Origin of the sequence: Citrobacter pasteurii (genome assembly GCF_019047765.1) — a bacterium.
GTDB classification, from domain to species: Bacteria; Pseudomonadota; Gammaproteobacteria; order Enterobacterales; family Enterobacteriaceae; genus Citrobacter; species Citrobacter pasteurii.
On the sequence record NZ_CP077262.1, the window covers coordinates 4448021 to 4463253 of the forward strand.

Here is a 15233-nt window from a genome sequence, read left to right on the forward strand (position 1 = left end):
CGTCGCCATCCTGGAAATTATACAACATCAGTGCATACAGAGAATTATAAGTCATCAAACACGCTTAACGCATCAGCAAGCTTCTTAACGCCAAAGACCTGCATCCCTTCCGGCACTTTTTTCGGTACGTTGGCGGCAGGAACAATCGCCCGGCGAAAGCCGTGCTTCGCCGCTTCCGAAATACGCTCCTGACCGCTGGGCACTGGGCGGATTTCTCCCGCCAGCCCCACTTCACCAAAGACCACCAGATCCTGCGGTAGCGGTCTGTCGCGTAAGCTGGAAACCATCGCCAGCAGCAACGCCAGGTCGGCGCTGGTTTCAGTGACTTTTACGCCACCCACCACATTGACGAACACGTCCTGATCCGCCATCTGCAAACCGCCATGGCGATGTAACACCGCCAGCAGAATCGCCAGACGGTTTTGTTCCAGACCAACCGCCACGCGACGTGGGTTCGCCATCATTGAGTGGTCGACCAGCGCCTGAATCTCTACCAGCAGCGGGCGCGTACCTTCCCAGACCACCATCACCGAACTACCGGAAGTGACTTCATCACCACGGCTTAAGAAGATTGCAGACGGGTTGCTGACTTCGCGTAGCCCCTGTTCGGTCATAGCGAAGACGCCCAGCTCATTCACCGCGCCAAAGCGGTTTTTATGGCTACGCAGAGTGCGAAATCGGGAATCGGCGTCACCGTCGAGCAACACCGAGCAGTCAATACAGTGCTCCAGCACCTTCGGCCCGGCCAACGAGCCGTCTTTGGTAACGTGGCCGACCATCACAATCGCTACGCCGCGCGTTTTGGCAAAGCGCGTCAGGTAAGCCGCGGTTTCACGCACCTGCGCCACGCTGCCCGGCGAAGACTGAATGTCCGCCATATGCATCACCTGAATGGAGTCGATCACCATCAGCTTCGGCTGTTCTTCTTCCGCAATCAGGCAAATTTGTTCGATACTGGTTTCAGACAGCATGTTCAGGTTTGCCGTCGGCAGGCCAAGTCGATGCGCGCGCATCGCCACCTGTTGCAGCGACTCTTCGCCGGTGACGTACAGGGTTTTCATCTGCTCGGCGAGCCTGCACAGCGTTTGCAACAGCAGCGTTGATTTACCCGCGCCGGGGTTACCGCCAATCAGTATGGCGCTGCCGGGTACCACACCACCGCCCAGCACGCGGTCGAACTCTTTAAATCCGGTGGAAAAACGCGGCAGTTCCTCAAGGCTGATGTCAGAGAGCTTCTGCACTTTTGCGACGCCCGCATTTCCGGCATAACCGCTGAGTCGCTCGTTGCGCGCCACCGTTGGCGACGCGGCAAGGCGCACCTCGGTTATGGTGTTCCAGGCCTGACAGGCGCTGCATTGCCCCTGCCAGCGCGGGTAATCGGCCCCACATTCATTACAAACAAAGGCGCGTTTAGGAGCTTTTGCCACGTTTTACCTCATTATTTCTGGTTCATGCTGCCGGAGAGAATGCAGAACACGCCCATCAGGTCAGCGTGACGGATAGTAATCTCCGTCTTTTCATTCACTTTCGGTTTCGCATGATACGCAATGCCCAGCCCGGCCGTTTTGATCATCGGCAGATCGTTGGCACCGTCGCCGATCGCCACCGTCTGCGCCATCGGGATCTCATATTCTTGCGCCAGGCGGGTCAGAGTACTGGCTTTGTACTGCGCATCAACAATATCGCCGATCACGTTGCCGGTGAATTTACCGTCCATGATCTCCAGCTCATTCGCTACAGCTGCCGTCAGGCGCAGTTTGTTACGCAGATAATCGGCAAAGAAGGTAAACCCGCCGGAAGCGATAGCCACTTTCCAGCCGAGCGTTTCCAGTTTTAACACCAGCTGAGTCAGGCCAGGCATCAGCGGCAATGTTTCGCGTACCTGGTGCAGAATGTTGGCATCAGCCCCCTTCAGCGTCGCCACGCGGCTGCGCAGGCTGGCGGTAAAATCCAGCTCGCCGCGCATCGCACGTTCGGTGACTTCGGCAACCATTTCACCGGTCCCGGCCAGTTTGGCAATTTCATCAATGCATTCGATCTGGATAGCCGTTGAATCCATGTCCATCACCAGCAAACCCGGCGTGCGCAAATGCGGAATTTTACCCAACGGGGCAACATCCAGTTTGGCATCATGCGCCAGTTTTGCCGCACGCGGCGTTAACGAGCCCGCCAGACGAATCACCTGATAATCCTCAACGCACCACGCCGCCACGATCACCATCGCCGCGCCCAGTTTGCTCTGGTATTGCGTTAAACGTTGTTTATCCAGCCCACGACCGTACAGCAGCCAGCCACTGCGGCCCGCGTGGTAATCCAGCGGCATGACTTCATCACCGCTTAAAGAGAGGGGCAGACCTGGCCACAGAGAGACATCTTCAGGTAGATCGCACCAGGTAATGTTAGGCATTAAAGCTCCTGTAAAATCGTTCGGGTCGGAATCATCAGGGGAAAATAACGCATGAGGCTACCCTGTAACCAGCGCTTCTGGCAACATTAAGTCTCAAATTTTCAGCAGGTGGAATATGGCTCGCACAAAACTGAAATTCCGACTTCATCGTGCAGTGATTGTATTGTCCTGCCTTGCGCTGCTCGTCGCGCTGATGCAGGGCGCATCCTGGTTCAGTCAAAGCCACCAGCAGCAGCGTAATCCGCAGCTCGAAGAGCTGGCCCGCACGCTGGCTCGCCAGGTTGCGTTAAACGTCGCCCCGCTGATGCGTACCGAAACGCCGGATGAAAAGCGCATTAAAACGGTGCTCACACAGTTGACGGAGAGTAGCCGTATTCTGGATGCGGGCGTGTACGATGAGCAGGGCGATCTGATTACCCGCACTGGTGAGAGTGTCGATGTCCGTGACCGGCTGGCACTCGATGGCAAAAAAGCCGGGGGCTATTTTAATCAGCAAATCGTTGAGCCCATTCAGGGGAGAAACGGCCCGCTGGGTTATCTGCGCCTGACGTTGGATACCCACACGCTTGCCACCGAAGCGAAGCAGGTAGACAACACCACCAACATCTTACGCCTGATGCTGCTTCTGTCACTGGCTATTGGTGTAGTCCTCACACGTACATTATTGCAAGGCAAGCGTACCCGCTGGCAGCAATCCCCTTTCCTGCTGACCGCCAACAAACCGGTACAGGAAGAAGACAACGAGAAAAAAGAGTAATTCAAAGAAAGGAAATCGACCATGACCACACTACGCCTGCTTATCTCTGACTCTCACGATCCCTGGTTTAACCTGGCCGTTGAAGAGTGCATTTTCCGCCAGATGCCCGCCACGCAGCGCGTCCTGTTCTTGTGGCGTAACGCCGATACGGTGGTGATTGGCCGGGCGCAAAACCCGTGGAAAGAGTGTAATACCCGCCGAATGGAAGAGGACAACGTGCGGCTCGCCCGTCGCAGCAGCGGCGGCGGCGCGGTGTTCCATGACTTAGGTAATACCTGCTTTACCTTTATGGCCGGTAAACCGGAATACGACAAAACCATCTCCACGGCAATAGTCCTCAATGCGCTGAATACGCTGGGCGTAGAGGCTGATGCCTCCGGGCGTAACGATCTGGTGGTGAAAACGCCGGACGGCGATCGTAAAGTCTCTGGTTCTGCCTATCGCGAAACGAAAGATCGCGGATTCCACCACGGTACGCTATTGCTGAATGCCGATCTCAGCCGCCTGGCAAACTATCTCAATCCCGATAAAAAGAAACTTGCCGCTAAAGGCATCACCTCGGTTCGCTCGCGCGTGGCGAATTTGACCGAGCTGTTACCGGGCATCACTCATCAACAGGTCTGTCAGGCCATTACGGAAGCCTTTTTCGCCCACTACGGCGAACGCGTAGAAGCCGAGATTATCTCCCCGGACAAAGCGCCGGATCTGCCGAACTTTGCCGAAACCTTTGCCCGCCAGAGCAGTTGGGAGTGGAATTTTGGTCAGGCGCCTGCCTTCTCGCACCTGTTGGACGAGCGTTTCACCTGGGGCGGCGTTGAGCTGCATTTCGACGTTGAAAAAGGCGTGATTACCCGCACCCAGGTCTACACCGATAGCCTCAATCCCGCGCCGCTGGAAGTACTGGCAGAGCGGCTACAGGGTTGCCAGTATCGTGCCGATGTTTTACAGCAGACTTGTGAAGCGTTGGTTGCGGAATATCCGGATCAGGAAAGCGAGTTGCGTGAGCTGGCAGCGTGGGTAACGAAGGCCGTGCGTTAAGCGATTGGTGGCGAATTGCCGGATGGCGGCTGCGCCTTATCCGGCCTACAAGACCGCTCCCGTAGGCCTGATAAGCGAAGCGCCATCAGGCATTAATAGCGGCATTCCCGTAGACCCGGTAAGCGCAGCGCCACCGGGCATTACCGACGCTCCCCGGCCTCAAAATCGCTCATTTCCCCCGCCCAATCAATGGGGTAAATCCCTTCCCGAACATCGCGATGAAACGTCGAAAGCGGCCAATCCTGCACACGTGTCACCCAGCCATGTTTCACTGGATTGATGTAGATGTAATCTTTATGGCGACGATAATCTTCGTCATCACGAATTGCGTGTTCCCAGAAGCGAGGTTGCCACATCTCATGGCACATTATCGATTTGGTAAAAAATTTTTTAAGCTCTCGCCAACGGGACGAGAAGTCACAATCGTGCTCAGGAAGCGTCCATATGCAATGCAAATGCTCAGGTAACACGACAAACGCATCTATCTGAAAAGGCTTTGTCTCTTGCACTCGGCGAATAGCAGAGCGTAATTCCGTAATCTGGCGGACAAGCAAATCGCTTTTCCGGTTTTTCAGATTCACGGTGAAAAACCAGGTTCCACCGTTGATGTAATAACGACGATAGTTCGACATTTTGTTTATTCCTTAAACAAAGCTCGAACATAACGGGTTAATAGTCAATGGCAATACGAAGAGGATAATTCAGGAAGGAGGCTCGCAGTTAGTGCGAAAAATTGCCGGATGGCAGCTGCGCCTTATCCGGCCTACATACTGCTGTAGGCCCGGTAAGCGCAGCGCCACCGGGCAACACAACACTTACTCTTTATCGCCCAGCAGAACGGATTCCAGTGCGATTTTGATCATGTCGTTGAAGGTCGTCTGACGTTCAGCGGCAGTGGTCTGTTCGTGAGTACGGATATGGTCGGACACGGTGCAGATGGTCAGCGCTTTCGCACCAAATTCAGCCGCAACGCCATAGATGCCCGCCGCTTCCATTTCCACGCCCAGCACGCCGTATTTTTCCATGACGTCGAACATTTCGCCGTCCGGAGAGTAGAACAGGTCAGCGGAGAACAGGTTACCCACGCGCGCGTCTACGCCCAGCGCTTTTGCCGCATCAACGGCGTTACGCACCATGTCGAAGTCAGCAATGGCAGCGAAATCATGATCTTTAAAGCGGATACGGTTAACTTTGGAATCGGTGCAGGCACCCATGCCGATAACCACGTCACGCAGTTTGACGTCCATACGCACGGCGCCACAGGAGCCTACGCGAATGATTTTCTTCACGCCGAAATCGGTGATCAACTCTTTGGTGTAGATGGAGCAAGACGGGATACCCATACCGTGGCCCATCACGGAGATCTTACGGCCTTTGTAGGTACCGGTGAAACCTAACATGCCGCGAACGTTGTTCACTTCACGGACATCTTCGAGGAAAGTTTCAGCAATATGCTTCGCACGCAACGGGTCGCCCGGCATCAATACGACGTCAGCGAAATCACCCATTTCTGCATTAATATGTGGAGTTGCCATCTTCAGTTCCTTTTATATTGTTGTTTTTGCCGGGTGGCGGCTGCGCCTTACCCGGCCTACAAAACCGTAGGCCCGGTAAGCGAAGCGCCACCGGGCAATTGCATCAGAGCATGTTTTTACCGTAGTCCATCGGCGACGTACCAAAGTAGCTCGCCAGCGTCTGGCCGATATCCGCGAAGGTTTCACGGTGGCCTAAAGAACCCGGTTTCACTTTCGGGCCGTAAACCAGTACCGGAATGTGTTCACGGGTATGATCAGTGCCGGTCCAGCTCGGGTCGCAGCCGTGGTCAGCGGTCAGGATCAGAATGTCATCTTCACCCACCAGCTCCATCAGCTCAGGCAGACGGCGGTCGAACAGCTCCAGACCGGCGGCATAACCGGCGATATCGCGACGGTGGCCCCAGGAAGAGTCGAAATCAACGAAGTTAGTAAAGACGATGGTCTTATCACCCGCTTCTTTCATCTCTTTGATGGTGGCATCGAACAGCGCGTCCAGACCGGTGGCTTTCACTTTTTTGGTGATGCCGCAGTTAGCGTAGATATCCGCGATTTTACCAACGGAAACCACGTGGCCATCTTTCTCGTCGACCAGTTTCTGCAGCACGGTCGGTGCTGGCGGCTCAACGGCCAGGTCGTGACGGTTACCGGTACGCTGGAAGTTACCGGCTTTATCACCGATAAACGGACGGGCGATAACACGACCGATGTTGTAACCACCTTCGGTCAGCTCTTCACGGGCGATTTCGCACAGCTCATAGAGCTTATCCAGGCCAAAAGTCTCTTCGTGACAGGCAATCTGGAACACGGAGTCAGCGGAGGTATAGAAAATCGGCTTGCCGGTTTTCATATGCTCTTCACCCAACTGATCCAGAATCACGGTACCGGAAGAGTGGCAGTTACCGAGGTAGCCCGGCAGGTTGGCACGTTTTACCAGCTTATCCAGCAGTTCCTGCGGGAAGCTGTTTTCATGATCGGAGAAGTAACCCCAGTCAAACAGAACCGGCACACCCGCGATTTCCCAGTGACCAGACGGCGTATCTTTCCCGGAAGAGAGTTCATGCGCCCAGGCGTAGGCACCAATCACTTCCGCATTACCGTCCATGCCGGCAGCAATTTTGCCGGTAGAACCTTCGTGAGCTTTCACCAGGCCCAGACGGGTCAGGTTAGGCAGATTCAGTGGGCCTTTGCGACCATTGTCAGCTTCACCTTTCGAACAGGCTTCTGCAATGTGTCCCATAGTGTCTGAGCCTACGTCGCCAAAGCGATCCGCATCTTCAGTCGCACCAATACCAAAGGAGTCCAGCACCATAATAAATGCACGTTTCATCTTGTTCTCCATACATCTGCGCCGCAAAAAAGCGATCAGATCAGTATACAGTTATTCGGTAATACGACGATAGACTGTCGGTGTAATTTCTGGCGCTTTATCGTCAAGGCTAATTGCCGCTTTGACCGCTTTCGCCGCGTCCTGCCAGCTGGCTTCGTCTTTGGCGTGGATCACCGCCAGTGGGCGCTGTCCGTCTACGCTGTCGCCCAGACGCGCCATATCGCTAAAGCCAACGCTGTAATCAATGGTGTCCGATGCCTGACGACGACCGCCGCCCATGGAAACAACCGCCATTCCGAGCGCACGGGTATCCATCGCGCTGACAAAGCCTTCGGTATCAGCATATACCGCTTTGCTGAGCATTGCCGTCGGCAGGTACTTCGCATAATTCTCGACGAAATCGGTCGGGCCTTTCTGCGCCGCAACCATGCGACCAAAAATCTCTGCCGCTTTACCGTTATCCAGCACCGCCTGCAATTTCGCACGCGCTTCGGCATCGTCTTTCGCCAGCTTGCCGGAGATCAGCATTTCCACGCACAGCGCCATGGTGACGTCTAACAGACGTGGGTTGCGGTATTCACCGGTCAGGAACTGCACAGCTTCGCGGACTTCGACCGCGTTACCCGCGCTGGAAGCCAGCACCTGGTTCATATCGGTTAACAGCGCGGTGGTACGTACACCCGCGCCGTTCGCCACGCCAACTATCGCTTCGGCAAGGGCTTCAGAGAGCTCGTAGGTCGGCATAAAGGCGCCGCTGCCGACTTTCACATCCATCACCAGCGCATCCAGCCCTTCCGCCAGCTTTTTCGCCAGAATGGAACCCGTAATCAGCGGAATGGAATCCACCGTCGCGGTAATATCGCGGGTGGCATAAAAACGTTTATCCGCCGGTGCGAGCGAACTGGTTTGCCCAATAATCGCCACACCCACGTCTTTAATAATTTCACGGAAACGGGCGTCGTCCGGGAAGATGTCAAATCCCGGGATCGCTTCCAGTTTATCCAGCGTGCCGCCGGTATGTCCCAGGCCACGCCCGGAAATCATCGGAATAAAGCCACCGCAGGCTGCAACCATCGGGCCTAACATCAGTGACGTCACGTCACCCACGCCACCGGTAGAGTGTTTATCCACAATCGGGCCGTTCAACTGCAGGTTTTTCCAGTCCAGCACGGTTCCTGAATCACGCATTGCCATGGTCAGTGAAACACGCTCAGGCATTGTCATATCGTGGAAGAAAATGGTCATCGCCAGGGCGGCGATTTGCCCTTCAGAGATGGTGTTGTCACGGATCCCATTGATAAAGAAACGAATCTCTTCATCGCTCAGCGCATGACCATCACGTTTTTTACGAATAATTTCTTGTGCGAGAAACACGGTAACCCCCAGGGGAAAAGAGTAGAAGGCCGTTGTAAGCCGGGTAAGCAACGCGCCACCCGGCAGTCGTATTGATGCCGGATGGCGGCTGCGCCTTATCCGGCCTACGGGCTTAGTAGCTGCTTGCGCTCTTACCGTCGCCGTGACCCAGCGCTTTCAGCAAGCTAGCCAGCAGGCTGGATGCGCCAAAACGGTAGTGACGAGAATCAGCCCAGTCAGCGCCAAACAGTTCATCGGCAATCGCCAGGAACTGCTGTGCATCTTCTGCAGTACGCACGCCGCCCGCCGGTTTAAAGCCCACGGTTTTCTGTACGCCCATATCGCGGATCACTTCCATCATGATGCGTGCGCTTTCCGGCGTCGCATTGACCGGCACTTTACCGGTAGAAGTTTTGATGAAATCAGCACCGGCTTTGATGGAGATTTCAGACGCTTTGCGAATCAGTGCTTCTTCTTTCAGCTCACCGGTTTCGATGATCACTTTCAGCAGCACGTTTGCCGCCGCACACGCGTCTTTGCAAGCTTTAACCAGATCAAAACCAATCTGCTCGTTACCGGCGATCAGCGCACGGTACGGGAACACCACGTCAACTTCATCAGCACCGTAGGCGATCGCCGCGCGGGTTTCCGCCAACGCAATCTCGATGTCGTCGTTGCCGTGCGGGAAGTTGGTGACGGTTGCAATGCGGATGTCCGGCGTACCCTGCTCTTTCAGAGTCTTACGCGCAATAGGGATGAAACGCGGATAGATACAGATTGCGGCAGTGTTGCCAACCGGGGTCTTCGCCTGATGACACAGCGCGATCACTTTTTCATTGGTGTCGTCGTCATTCAGGGTGGTCAGGTCCATCAGTTTCAGTGCACGCAGGCTGCTTGCTGTTAAATCGGTCATAACATTCTCCAACGGCATCGCCGTATAAAATTTCACCTCGCGAGTTTGTTAGTATTCTAACATCCGCTCGCTATTACACTTCGATATACATCACAGTTAATGAAAACCACATACAGATTTGCATTACTCTAATGAGATCTACTTCAAATAAATGACCTTTACTGGTGGCATCCGGTGGCATCAGGCGCATCCGGATCAAAGGTTGGCACTGCGTTGCTTTCTACAATGGCGTTACACCTTCGGGACAAAAAGGAATCAACGATGCCCACTTCAAGCGAACTCGCGCTGCAACAGCGTTGCCAACAAATCGTGACCAGCCCGGTGCTCAGCCCTGAGCAGAAACGCCACTTTCTGGCGCTGGAAGCTGAAAACGCGCTGCCTTATCCGCAACTACCTGCACAGGCACGTCAGGCGCTGGATGATGGGGTAATCTGCGATATGTACGAAGGTCATGCCCCGTTCAAACCGCGCTACGTTTTACCCGATTACGCGCGTTTTCTGGCCAACGGTTCATCATGGCTGGAACTGGAAGGCGCAAAGGATCTCGATGACGCATTATCCTTACTCACCATCCTGTACCATCACGTTCCGTCAGTGACGTCGATGCCGGTCTATCTCGGTCAGCTCGATGCTCTACTGCAACCGTATGTTAGAATTCTAACACAAGATGAGATCGATATTCGAATAAAACGTTTCTGGCGTTATCTCGACAGAACGCTGCCAGACGCGTTTATGCATGCCAACATTGGCCCGGCCGACACGCCGATTACACGCGCGATTTTACGCGCAGACGCAGAGTTAAAGCAGGTTTCACCTAATCTTACCTTTATTTATGATCCGCAAATCACCCCTGACGATCTGCTGCTCAACGTGGCGCAAAATATTTGTGAATGCAGTAAACCGCATATTTCTAACGGCCCTGAAAATGATAAAATTTTCACAAAAGGCCATTATGGGGTTGTCAGTTGTTACAACTCACTGCCGCTGGCTGGCGGCGGAAGTACGCTGGTCAGGTTGAATCTGAAAGCCATCGCAGAGCGCAGCACCTCTGTCGATGACTTCTTTACGCGCACCCTACCGCACTATTGCCAACAGCAAATCGCCATCATTGATTCACGATGTGAATTCCTCTACGAGAAATCACATTTCTTTGAGAATAGCTTCCTGGTGCAGGAAGGGTTGATCGATCCCGAACGTTTTGTGCCTATGTTTGGCATGTACGGCCTGGCAGAAGCCGTAAACCTGCTGTGTGAGCAAGCAGGACGCAACGCGCGCTACGGCAAAGATGAGTTTGCCAATCAGCTCGGCTATCGCATTAGCGCCCAACTGGCGGAATTTGTAGAAAGCACGCCGGTGAAATATGGCTGGAAGCAGCGCGCGATGCTGCATGCACAGTCGGGGATCAGTTCTGACATCGGCACCACGCCGGGCGCTCGCCTGCCTTATGGTGATGAACCGGACCCGATCACCCACCTGCAGACCGTTGCGCCGCATCACGCGTATTATCACGCCGGTATCAGCGACATTCTCACGCTGGACGAAACCATCAAACGTAATCCTCAGGCGCTGGTGCAATTGTGCCTCGGCGCATTTAAAGCCGGGATGCGTGAGTTTACCGCCAACGTGAGCGGCAACGATCTGGTTCGCGTCACCGGTTATATGGTGCGTCTGTCGGATCTGGAAAAATATCGTGCCGCAGGTTCTCGCACCAACACCACCTGGCTGGGCGAAGAAGCCGCGCGCAATACGCGCATTCTGGAACGACAACCTCGTGTGATTAGCCATGAACAGCAGATGCGCTTCGGTAAGTAAGATTATCCCTTTCTCCTGCGTCGACGGGCCGGGCAGTCGCCTGGCTCTGTTTCTGCAGGGGTGCAATCTGCGCTGTAAAAATTGCCACAACCCGTGGACGATGGGACGCTGCAACGATTGCGGGGAGTGTGTCCTGCATTGCCCGCATGAGGCGCTCAGCCTGAGTGCGGGAAAAGTGTGGTGGCAGTCCGAGGAGTGCCAGCAATGTGACACCTGCCTGCACATGTGCCCACAGCAGGCTACGCCGATGGCGCAGACCATGAGCATTGATGAAGTACTGCAGCCTATTCGCAAAGCAGCACTGTTTATTGAGGGAATGACGGTCAGCGGCGGCGAAGCGACGACCCAGTTACCATTTATTGTGGCGCTGTTTAGTGCGATCAAAACCGATCCGCAGTTGCAACACCTGACCTGTATGGTCGACAGCAATGGCATGCTGAGCGAAACCGGCTGGCAGAAGCTGCTACCGGTGTGCGACGGCGTGATGCTCGACTTAAAAGCCTGGGATAGCGCATGCCATCGTCAGTTGACAGGCCGCGATAACACGCTGATTAAACAAAGCATTACCTTTTTATCCGCACAAGGGAAACTGGCGGAACTGCGCCTGCTGATAATTCCTGGTCAGGTGGATTATCTCCAGCACATCGATGCGCTGGCGGCGTTTATCAAGCGTTCAGGTGACGTGCCGGTGCGGCTAAATGCCTTTCATGCGCACGGGGTTTACGGCGAAGCAAAAGACTGGCCGAGCGCCACGCCGGAGGATGTGGAGCACCTGGCACAAAGATTGCGCGAGCGCGGGGTGGATAATTTGATTTTCCCGGCTTTGTATCTGTGAAATGCCGGATGGCGGCTATGCCTTATCTGGCCTACCCATGCCTTCGACCCGTAGGCCGGATAAGACGCTTTTGCATCGCATCCGGCACTCAACAATCACACATTAAACAACGCCCTTGTATTGCGGTATAGCGCCTCGGCTATCACCTCCGCAGGTTCAGGGCGCAGCTCGCATAAGGCGTCAAATACTCTGACGACCTGTTCAGGACGGTTGGGCTGTCCCTGAAAGCCGTTGAGCGGCATATCCGGCGCGTCGGTTTCCAGCAACAGCGACTCCAGCGGCAATCGCGCCATCACTTCGCGGGTTTTACTGGCGCGGGGATAGGTAATGGTGCCACCCACGCCAATTTTGTAGCCCAGTTGCACAAAGCGCTCAGCCTGCTGAAAACTCCCGGAAAATCCATGCACCACGCCTGTTCGTGGCAAAGCATGGCGTTTAAGGTACATCGCCAGCTTGTCATGCGTGCGTCGCGAATGCAGGATCACCGGAAGATCGTACCGCTTCGCCAGCTTAAGCTGTGCTTCCAGCACCCTTTCCTGCTTATCAAACTGCGGATCGTCACGCCAGAGATCCAGCCCGATCTCACCGACCGCCACCAGCTTCTGCGGTCGTTGCTCCAATTCCTGTTGCAACCTGTCCAGACCGTCATCATCGTGATCTTCAATAACAATGGGATGCAGGCCCAGCGCGGCATACAACGAAGGATAACTTTCCGCTAACGCCAATACGCGTGAAAAGTTCATCGCCTGCGTTGCCGGAACAATAATATGGTGCACACCGACGTCAGCCGCACGCTGAAGACTGGCTGGCTCATCGCCGGTAAAGGGGGGAAAATCAAAATGACAATGCGTATCGATAAACCGGAGACTCACGCCAGATCCTCATTATTAAACGTCGTATCGTTGGCCTGGGGCGCGCTGCTCGCAACGGACGCATGGGCATCGTTGGCAACGGGGGCAGGTGGAACCACCACCGGGCTGGGCACCACAATCTTCGGCGCCTGACGAGGCAGTGGCGCGTTTTTCGCCAGCAGTTTACCAATCGTTGCCAAAAAATAGCGCCCACACAGGCGTCCGGTTTTGTAGTCTTCACGCAATGCCGGAATGCGACTCCCCAGTGCCATACTATGGAGTGGCTTTGGTGGGTAGATCTCAAAAATACGCAGCTTGCCCGGCGGTTTTTCGATAAAGCGCTGAATAGCGCGGTAGCTGGCTTCATGATGTTGAACCAGATTCACCAGCGGCTGCAGACTGCTCTCCCCCAGCCAACGCTCCATACGTTTGAACCATTGTGGGGTGTAGTACATTTGCGAAGGCACGGTGCGGATCACCACCAGCGTTTTCGCCCCTTGCTTCGCCGCCTCCTGAACGGGTATGGCGTCACTGACTCCCCCATCCAGGTAATTCACCCCATCCAGCGCAACCCCAGTGCGATAGAACCCGGGAATCGCACTGGATGCGCGAATGAGATCCAGCCAATTGTGCCGGTTCGGCGAAAAATAGCCTGGCGTGTAGTCATCACCCCGACAGGCGCACATATAAAACGTTTTCCCTGCGGCAAACAGGCGTTCGGCGTTATCCATTGCCAGCGGCATTTGGGACGAGGTCGAATCCACCAGCCAGTCGAGGTCGATTAAGTTCCCCCCGCGCACAAAGCGTACCGGGTCAAAAAACTCACGTCGGGTGGTGTAGCGCATGATCACTTTGCGCCCGTAGCCGGGTTGGTTACAGAGATAGGCCGACAGATTTTGCGCGCCAGCAGATGTCCCGTAGAAGAGATCGAAAGGATTGAACTGAGCGCGCATGAACTCATCCAGTACGCCGGCAGTAAAGATCCCCCGCTGCCCTCCACCTTCGCATACCAGCGCCATACTGCCTGGTTGAAATGGACGTAACGATAACGGCGCTATATTACCGAGCGTGACGGGTATTCTCTGCCCCACCTCTGCCTTCCTGTTTTTTGTAATAGAGCAACAAGGTAACGCAAATTGCCTGGCGCTAAAACCGTAAAAGCCAGTCCGGTTGACTGGCTTAGTAGCAAGTTATCTTTACGGTTTTCTTTGCAGTTGCATGCTAGGGTCGTTTACGACCGGTAAACAGGCTGACCAGAAACAGAATGATCCCTACCACAAAAACAATTTTTGCAGCACCTGCTGCGGTACCCGCCAGTCCACCAAATCCCAGAGCGGCGGCAATTAACGCGATAACCAGAAATATGATGCCCCATCGAAACATATGCTTCTCCTTTACCATAGTTAATGTCGACCGCTTGATATGAGCGCTCAGGCAGCTCATCGGCGATATTTTTAGTGTGGTGCACAATACGCCTCCCGACAAACGTCAGGAGGACGAATTAAGTCGAATTACTGAGTTTTGAGGTCGTTTTTGACGCTTTTCACGCCATCAATTGCTTTAGCAATACTCTCAGCGCGATCGCTTTGAGCCTGTGATTCAACGGTTCCTGAAAGCTGGACCACACCATCGGTCGTCTCTACTTTCACTTTACGAGAAGGGACAATGTCATCGGCCAGCAGCTTGGCTTTCACTTCGCTGGTGATGGCCGTATCACCGGCATAGCCTTTTACGGAGGTATTTTTGCTGTCACGCACGTGCAGTTTGTCGCTAACGGAGGTCACACCCTCAACGCCTTTCGCGACTTTAACGGCCTCTTCGGCCTGAGCCTGGCTTTCAACGAAGCCACTTAACGTCACCACTTTCTGGTCCGTTTTGACGGAGATATCGGTGCTCTTAATGCTTTCGTGATCCACCAGCGCGGCTTTTACTTTGGCGGTGAGGGTGCTGTCATCCATGAAATTACCGACTTTGTTCATAGAGCTATCGACTTTCTGCCCCGCACTTTCGAGCCCGGATTGCGCTTTATCCATTGTGGCGTTTTCTGCATAAGCAGAACCCGTTGCAACAGCGGAGGTCAGCATCACGGCCAGCAGCGTTTTAGAAATCTTAAGTCCTGTCATTGTCATCGATGTATTCCTGTATGTTTTGCTAAAAGCCAAGCTCTGCCGTTATACGGCCTGAACCAGCAACTAATTTTGTAAGTGGAATAAATATCAGCAATAGAAGCTGCAACAGGCAGCCTAAAAAGCATTTAACGCCGATATTTATGTCACCACATTGTTAAATATAGTTCAGGATTTCGTGATCGCAGCCCAAACTGGCTAAAAAACAGGCAGAAAAAAGAAAAACGCGAGGTTTTAAGAACATTCCGCAAGGGATTTAAAAGACAGGGAAAGTTGCAG

General features: G+C 54.3%; 15 protein-coding genes. 4 read left to right on the forward strand and 11 right to left on the reverse strand.

What is annotated here, in order from left to right; translation table 11 throughout:
- Nucleotides 1–44: 44 nt before the first annotated feature.
- Both radA and serB read right to left on the reverse strand, forming a co-directional pair.
- Nucleotides 45–1427: a DNA repair protein RadA gene (gene radA, locus I6L54_RS21460; protein WP_001728171.1), complete on the reverse strand. Its 1383-nt coding sequence runs from the start codon at nucleotides 1425–1427 to the stop codon at nucleotides 45–47.
- 11 nt (nucleotides 1428–1438) lie between these two features.
- Nucleotides 1439–2407 (reverse strand): phosphoserine phosphatase, encoded by a 969-nt coding sequence (serB, locus tag I6L54_RS21465; RefSeq protein WP_003019027.1) that lies wholly within the window; start codon nucleotides 2405–2407, stop codon nucleotides 1439–1441.
- 115 nt (nucleotides 2408–2522) lie between these two features.
- Here serB and I6L54_RS21470 point away from each other — a divergent pair, with 115 nt between their 5' ends.
- A complete protein-coding gene (locus I6L54_RS21470) occupies nucleotides 2523–3164 on the forward strand; it encodes a YtjB family periplasmic protein (RefSeq protein WP_040230199.1) in 642 nt (213 codons plus the stop codon).
- Between the two features lie 21 nt (nucleotides 3165–3185).
- Nucleotides 3186–4202: a lipoate--protein ligase gene (gene lplA / locus I6L54_RS21475; protein ID WP_040230200.1), complete on the forward strand. Its 1017-nt coding sequence runs from the start codon at nucleotides 3186–3188 to the stop codon at nucleotides 4200–4202.
- Between the two features lie 140 nt (nucleotides 4203–4342).
- On the opposite strand, the gene I6L54_RS21480 is transcribed toward lplA, so the two are convergent.
- The 5 genes from I6L54_RS21480 to deoC form a co-directional block, all read right to left on the reverse strand.
- Complete coding sequence (locus I6L54_RS21480) at nucleotides 4343–4834, reverse strand: REP-associated tyrosine transposase (protein ID WP_040230203.1); 492 nt, start codon at nucleotides 4832–4834, stop codon at nucleotides 4343–4345.
- 183 nt (nucleotides 4835–5017) lie between these two features.
- The gene (deoD, locus tag I6L54_RS21485; protein WP_000224864.1) at nucleotides 5018–5737 is read right to left on the reverse strand and encodes a purine-nucleoside phosphorylase; all 720 of its coding nucleotides are present in this window, start codon (nucleotides 5735–5737) and stop codon (nucleotides 5018–5020) included.
- Nucleotides 5738–5840: 103 nt separating this feature from the next.
- Nucleotides 5841–7064, reverse strand: a complete 1224-nt coding sequence (gene deoB / locus I6L54_RS21490) for a phosphopentomutase (RefSeq protein ID WP_040230206.1) — start codon at nucleotides 7062–7064, stop codon at nucleotides 5841–5843.
- A 51-nt stretch (nucleotides 7065–7115) separates the two neighbouring features.
- Entirely contained in the window at nucleotides 7116–8438 is a 1323-nt protein-coding gene (gene deoA, locus I6L54_RS21495) for a thymidine phosphorylase (protein ID WP_040230208.1), read from the reverse strand.
- Nucleotides 8439–8550: 112 nt separating this feature from the next.
- A complete protein-coding gene (gene deoC / locus I6L54_RS21500) occupies nucleotides 8551–9330 on the reverse strand; it encodes a deoxyribose-phosphate aldolase (RefSeq protein WP_199947458.1) in 780 nt (259 codons plus the stop codon).
- Between the two features lie 261 nt (nucleotides 9331–9591).
- Here deoC and I6L54_RS21505 point away from each other — a divergent pair, with 261 nt between their 5' ends.
- Entirely contained in the window at nucleotides 9592–11142 is a 1551-nt protein-coding gene (locus tag I6L54_RS21505; protein WP_040230211.1) for a YjjI family glycine radical enzyme, read from the forward strand.
- Complete coding sequence (locus tag I6L54_RS21510) at nucleotides 11114–11977, forward strand: YjjW family glycine radical enzyme activase (RefSeq protein WP_040230212.1); 864 nt, start codon at nucleotides 11114–11116, stop codon at nucleotides 11975–11977. The genes I6L54_RS21505 and I6L54_RS21510 overlap by 29 nt, the downstream gene beginning before the upstream one ends.
- A gap of 95 nt (nucleotides 11978–12072) precedes the next feature.
- On the opposite strand, the gene I6L54_RS21515 is transcribed toward I6L54_RS21510, so the two are convergent.
- From I6L54_RS21515 to osmY, 4 genes are all read right to left on the reverse strand, one after another.
- Complete coding sequence (locus I6L54_RS21515; protein WP_040230214.1) at nucleotides 12073–12849, reverse strand: metal-dependent hydrolase; 777 nt, start codon at nucleotides 12847–12849, stop codon at nucleotides 12073–12075.
- Nucleotides 12846–13919 carry a patatin-like phospholipase family protein gene (locus I6L54_RS21520; RefSeq protein WP_040230216.1) on the reverse strand — a complete coding sequence of 358 codons (1074 nt, stop codon included), beginning with the start codon at nucleotides 13917–13919 and terminating at the stop codon, nucleotides 12846–12848. Before I6L54_RS21520 ends, I6L54_RS21515 begins: the two co-directional genes overlap by 4 nt.
- A 130-nt stretch (nucleotides 13920–14049) precedes the next feature.
- Nucleotides 14050–14211, reverse strand: coding sequence for a DUF1328 domain-containing protein (locus I6L54_RS21525; RefSeq protein ID WP_003019081.1), 162 nt, complete (start codon nucleotides 14209–14211; stop codon nucleotides 14050–14052).
- A 128-nt stretch (nucleotides 14212–14339) separates the two neighbouring features.
- Nucleotides 14340–14957, reverse strand: coding sequence for a molecular chaperone OsmY (gene osmY / locus I6L54_RS21530; RefSeq protein ID WP_040230217.1), 618 nt, complete (start codon nucleotides 14955–14957; stop codon nucleotides 14340–14342).
- Between the last annotated feature and the right edge of the window lie 276 nt (nucleotides 14958–15233).

What these genes read in the sequence shown, in the direction of transcription:
- I6L54_RS21510 (WP_040230212.1), top strand. Translation starts at nt 11,114, where the DNA reads ATGAACAGCAGATGCGCTTCGGTAAGTAAGATTATCCCTTTCTCCTGC.
- osmY (WP_040230217.1), bottom strand. Translation starts at nt 14,957, where the DNA reads ATGACAATGACAGGACTTAAGATTTCTAAAACGCTGCTGGCCGTGATG.
- I6L54_RS21525 (WP_003019081.1), bottom strand. Translation starts at nt 14,211, where the DNA reads ATGTTTCGATGGGGCATCATATTTCTGGTTATCGCGTTAATTGCCGCC.
- I6L54_RS21470 (WP_040230199.1), top strand. Translation starts at nt 2,523, where the DNA reads ATGGCTCGCACAAAACTGAAATTCCGACTTCATCGTGCAGTGATTGTA.
- serB (WP_003019027.1), bottom strand. Translation starts at nt 2,407, where the DNA reads ATGCCTAACATTACCTGGTGCGATCTACCTGAAGATGTCTCTCTGTGG.
- I6L54_RS21505 (WP_040230211.1), top strand. Translation starts at nt 9,592, where the DNA reads ATGCCCACTTCAAGCGAACTCGCGCTGCAACAGCGTTGCCAACAAATC.
- I6L54_RS21480 (WP_040230203.1), bottom strand. Translation starts at nt 4,834, where the DNA reads ATGTCGAACTATCGTCGTTATTACATCAACGGTGGAACCTGGTTTTTC.
- deoD (WP_000224864.1), bottom strand. Translation starts at nt 5,737, where the DNA reads ATGGCAACTCCACATATTAATGCAGAAATGGGTGATTTCGCTGACGTC.
- lplA (WP_040230200.1), top strand. Translation starts at nt 3,186, where the DNA reads ATGACCACACTACGCCTGCTTATCTCTGACTCTCACGATCCCTGGTTT.
- deoB (WP_040230206.1), bottom strand. Translation starts at nt 7,064, where the DNA reads ATGAAACGTGCATTTATTATGGTGCTGGACTCCTTTGGTATTGGTGCG.
- deoC (WP_199947458.1), bottom strand. Translation starts at nt 9,330, where the DNA reads ATGACCGATTTAACAGCAAGCAGCCTGCGTGCACTGAAACTGATGGAC.